The sequence below is a fragment of the Chitinivibrionales bacterium genome (genome assembly GCA_014728215.1).
In the GTDB taxonomy this organism is placed as follows: domain Bacteria; phylum Fibrobacterota; class Chitinivibrionia; order Chitinivibrionales; family WJKA01; genus WJKA01.
Genome location: WJLZ01000216.1, coordinates 1 through 4,142, shown reverse-complemented (window position 1 = coordinate 4,142; position 4,142 = coordinate 1). Strand labels below are relative to the sequence as shown.

Annotated in this window: 5 protein-coding genes; all 5 read right to left on the bottom strand. The window is 48.3% G+C overall.

What is annotated here, in order from left to right; all coding sequences use genetic code 11:
- Positions 1 to 333, bottom strand: a 333-nt coding sequence (locus GF401_20255) for a hypothetical protein (GenBank protein MBD3347395.1), incomplete at its 3' end; no start/stop codon positions are given.
- Positions 330 to 2,138 (bottom strand): hypothetical protein, encoded by a 1,809-nt coding sequence (locus GF401_20250; GenBank protein MBD3347394.1) that lies wholly within the window; start codon positions 2,136 to 2,138, stop codon positions 330 to 332. The genes GF401_20255 and GF401_20250, both read right to left, overlap by 4 nt.
- Positions 2,135 to 2,653, bottom strand: a complete 519-nt coding sequence (locus GF401_20245) for a hypothetical protein (GenBank protein MBD3347393.1) — start codon at positions 2,651 to 2,653, stop codon at positions 2,135 to 2,137. The genes GF401_20250 and GF401_20245 overlap by 4 nt, the downstream gene beginning before the upstream one ends.
- A 4-nt stretch (positions 2,654 to 2,657) precedes the next feature.
- Entirely contained in the window at positions 2,658 to 3,317 is a 660-nt protein-coding gene (locus GF401_20240) for a hypothetical protein (GenBank protein ID MBD3347392.1), read from the bottom strand.
- 83 nt (positions 3,318 to 3,400) lie between these two features.
- A complete protein-coding gene (locus tag GF401_20235) occupies positions 3,401 to 3,952 on the bottom strand; it encodes a hypothetical protein (protein ID MBD3347391.1) in 552 nt (183 codons plus the stop codon).
- Positions 3,953 to 4,142: the final 190 nt, after the last annotated feature.

The window sequence follows — 4,142 nt, the reverse complement described above, 5'->3', positions numbered from 1 at the left end:
GGCCACATCCCATTCCAGTGAAGGTGATTGCCCGCCGGTGAAAAGCTCGGCATCCTTTACCAAATCGGAGATATCCACCTGCCAGTCCATTTCGATAAAATTTTCAAGAAAAGATGAGTGGAGCAATGCTTTTATCTGAGTCGCTTCTCTTCGGCGGTCGAGTTTATCAAATTGGAACGATGCAATATTTTGAAAGGTAAGGCCGGTAATATGGGTGCCCAGAAGCGGATGGCGTAAAAGGCGATAGCTTAAACCAAGGTCGACCCCGAGGCCATGGGTCGGTTCATCAAAGTTCGATTGATAAGAATAATTCAGATTACACCCTGTGCTCAAGCGCCCCCCGGTTGCTCGCTGATACTATCGACGATAAATCTGTGGACTGAATCGCTTTGCGTCGTAATCGTTGTGAGCATGGTGATATAAAGAGTACCCTCGGGTGCAGAGATGATAAAGGGACTGGTACTCGAAAGCGGGGGTACCGATTTCGAGAACGTAACGGCGAGTGTGTCGGGTGGAACAATATCATCGGCTTCGGCAAAGCCGGGCGTGTAAACCGCTCGTACAATTACCGGTGCTATGCTGTCTGTGATTGGTGTTTCGGTTGAGGGGATTACCCCGTTATTTGATGATTGTGTTCGGTGGACAGTCAGGATGTCCCGGTTGTCGACGCCGGTGAAGGGTTGGTTTGAAGCCGGCTGAGAAACGGCGATAGTGAATCCGTTTGCAGCGATCGAGACGTCGTTTATGTCTACAGGGTCGAATTTCCTGTGCGCTGGCAGGTAGAGATTTGGAACAAGTGATGTAAGCATGGTTTGGTCGATTATACTGTCGGTTACCACATCGATCGTATCGATAAGGCCGTCGGCATTCGTATCGATATACCGGGCGCTCCGGATACCATAAAGGAGATAGTATTCGAGTGTCTGCTGAAGGTTGGATGCATTTGTCTGAGCAATGGTGTTGTTGTCGGAAACAGAGGCGGCCGGGTTAATCCGGATGAGGTCTCCCTGCGATGGGTCGGTTTGTCCTACAAGAGGCGCATAGGCAAAAACGGCGGTCGTGCTCTCGGCCGACGCCGATGCAAGCCGAATCAGAAAATCCTGTGCATTTCGTGTCAGCGTAAAAGGTTGGGCATCGCTGATTGTGTCGATATCTTCGGAGAAAATAACAACCATTGTATCGGTTGAGCTGCTGACATAATCGTAAAAGGTTGCAGAAATAATCACGGGAGCCATGCTGTCCAGAATTGCGATATCGATTGCTGGCAGGCTTCCGCCCCGTGGAAGGTCGGGAATTGCATCAACATACAGGCGTTCATTATCCAGGAGGCCGGTGTAGGGTTGTTTTGTTCCGTCGGCAGGTTCGGTTAAAATGATGTCAAAACCCGTGCTGTGCGACAGGATAGTATCAATGGAAAAACCACGTACGGTCGTATCGGTCTGGATTTGAGCGTTGAGTAATGCGAGTTCATCGGGGAAAAGCATGTCGCCCAGCTCCACGCGGATTCTGTCCGGATAGCCGTTCGCCGTGGCTTCATTCCGGTCGAGGTAAAAGGCACGGTCGGCGGTGAGATCCCGGGTGGTGATTATGGGGGCGGTCATGCGCACTGTATCCAGAGGAACCCGATCGTTGCGGTAAATCACGATGATACTGTCGGTACTGTCATTTTGCAGCACATTATCAAATGCCGATGGTCCGATTTGTCTGGTAAAAGGCGCGCTGTAATACGCGCCTTTATCTGTGGGGGTAAGTACCAGACTGTCGCTGCTTGCGGCATTATAGATCAAAAGCGTAATATTTTCGGAAATTATTTCTTCCGGCGGATAGAACCTGGTTTCGAGTGATGTCCATTGTGGTTGAACCGTGGTGACCGCCGATGAATCATAGTACAGTGAAAGCGTCCCCTGCTCCCAGCATTCTTTGCTCAGCCCCTGTTCGCTGAGTGTTTTTGAGGGCGCAGATGAATTATGGATGGTAACGACATAATCTCCCGAATCCCGGTAGCTGAGGGGTGGATCCCATTCCCACACATAATGGATTGTAATCGGAGTATATTCCCCACTGAAAGGGGCCAGAGGCGCCGGAAATGTCACCAGGCTGTCGTCAAAATTTGTGTATATGCTTCCGTTTATAGTCATGCCGACCGGTGTACTTGTGTAGTGATCAAGCGACGCACCCACATCGCCGATATAATAGGGTTCTTAACCACATCGTAAATTGATACAGTGCCCCGGAGTCTCACATTTCTCACCTGTCCCGAGAGTTCTACCGCGATAATAACACCGTTGTCGGGGGCTGTGCCTGCTCCCTGAGCGCTGTAGAGATTTTTTATATAGTTGATAAAGGTTTGCACCTGAGGATCAGTTGTGATTGCATCGGGATTATAGGGATTGTTGAGTGCGTAGGGAGTGACGGAATAGGGTTCTTTCTTTTCGTTGAGTGGAACTCGCCGGTTGTCGGGATTTCGTTGTTCGTTGAAAATTGCATCCTTGACATGAGCGTCTTCGTAGATCCATGCCGGGTCCCCGGGTTTGATTTCGATATCGTCCGGTTTAGTGGAGACAACAGCGAAAATATACAGTGAACCGTCGTGGCCGATTTCTCTGAGATGAGCGGTATAGACCGTGTCGGAGTCGGGCCGTTTAAACCGCAACGGTTCATTGAATGTAATATGTTCGACCGGTTCTGAAAAATGTATGTGAAGTGTATCCATCGGCGTCGGTATCAAAGTAAAAAGCATCACTGAGAATAATTTCTCTGCTGATACCGAAGGGAACTGCGACGCGTAGTGTGTCAAGAGGCAGTTTCGGATTCCGATAAATAACGATTATACTGTCGACACCCTTATGTTGAACAATATAGTCGCCCGGATTTCCCGAATTTTCCACTTTACGGGTGAAGGTTTTGCTCCAGTAATCACCCTCATGTTTCAATGAAAATGTCTCATTATCGAAGGAACTGAGTACCTCGGTGGAAATCGATCGGGGCACATCCGTACCGGGATACAACCGGATCTCCAGCTCGGTCATATTTTCTTGTATTTCCTTGCCCACAAGTGACTGGTCCTGATACAGAAGATCGAGGGTTGCCTTGCCCCGGCAGTCGATAGAAATATCGTCGGGAAGAGGAGCATCCGCTTCTCTTTTTACAAAAAATTGAACGGTGACGGTAGTATCACTGCTTTCCCCGGTCAACTGATCGATAACACGGTAGTCAATGGCCATGTTGAATCCGGTTAAATCGGCGTTAAGGGGAAACCGTTCTGAAAAGGCAAAGATACTGTCCCGATAGATTGCTGAGATCGAATCGTTTACCATCAGACGTTTCGGGTTACTTTGGGAGACCTGAAGAACCAGAGAGTGTAATGGTTTTCATGACGCATTCCTTTCACACAATGAGGTTAGGGGCAGAGAGTGATAGTTTCTTTATGTTTTTCCTGTTGCAGATTCAGGTGAATATTCAAAAGACAATCGTTGTCTCCGCTCAGATGGACCTTGAAAATCATGTTTTCGTTTTTATCGACAAGCTCCCATTCGTCACATTCATAGGAAGAGTGTTCACCTGAATGGTAGGGAAGGGCTTGTACAAAATATGTTCCAAAGTGCGAGTAATAATCGTACACACACTTTTCTCCCGGTTCCCGTTCATAATTGCCGCCAAAGGGGTGAGTGTTTTCCGAAGGTTTCCATACCGGTTGTTCTTCAACCAGGGGTGCAGCGTTTGGGGTGGGTATCGATGACGAGGACTCGTCAACCAGTTTTTCGGGTTGTTCGACAATGGATGGATCGCTCTGGTCGATGACCGGGTTGGTACCTGTGCGGTCACATGAGTTCATAAACGCACCGGTAAAGGTTATTGACAGGCTAATTAGGATTGCTTTTTTTCCGACCCCCATCATGGCAATTTCCTTTGTGATTTGAAGTGAATGAGCCTCTATGGGCGAAAGCTGCATTTTTGCTGCAATCCGGATAGGATGTGCCCTCCAGCACGCATAATGCGCCTTTAATCATATACGACAAAAAACGATAAAAGGTTACAGGGAATAAAAAAAACGGCAGTCAGGAGGAGGAATCGGGGGTGACTGCCGTTGGTGGAAGAGGCTATTTTCTATTCATTTTATCCAGTTTTTTCTCGATTCTTTC

Excerpts from the sequence above, each read along its gene's own strand:
- GF401_20250 (MBD3347394.1), bottom strand. The coding sequence starts at position 2,138 with ATGACTATAAACGGAAGCATATACACAAATTTTGACGACAGCCTGGTG.
- GF401_20240 (MBD3347392.1), bottom strand. The coding sequence starts at position 3,317 with ATGGTAAACGATTCGATCTCAGCAATCTATCGGGACAGTATCTTTGCC.
- GF401_20235 (MBD3347391.1), bottom strand. The coding sequence starts at position 3,952 with ATGCAGCTTTCGCCCATAGAGGCTCATTCACTTCAAATCACAAAGGAA.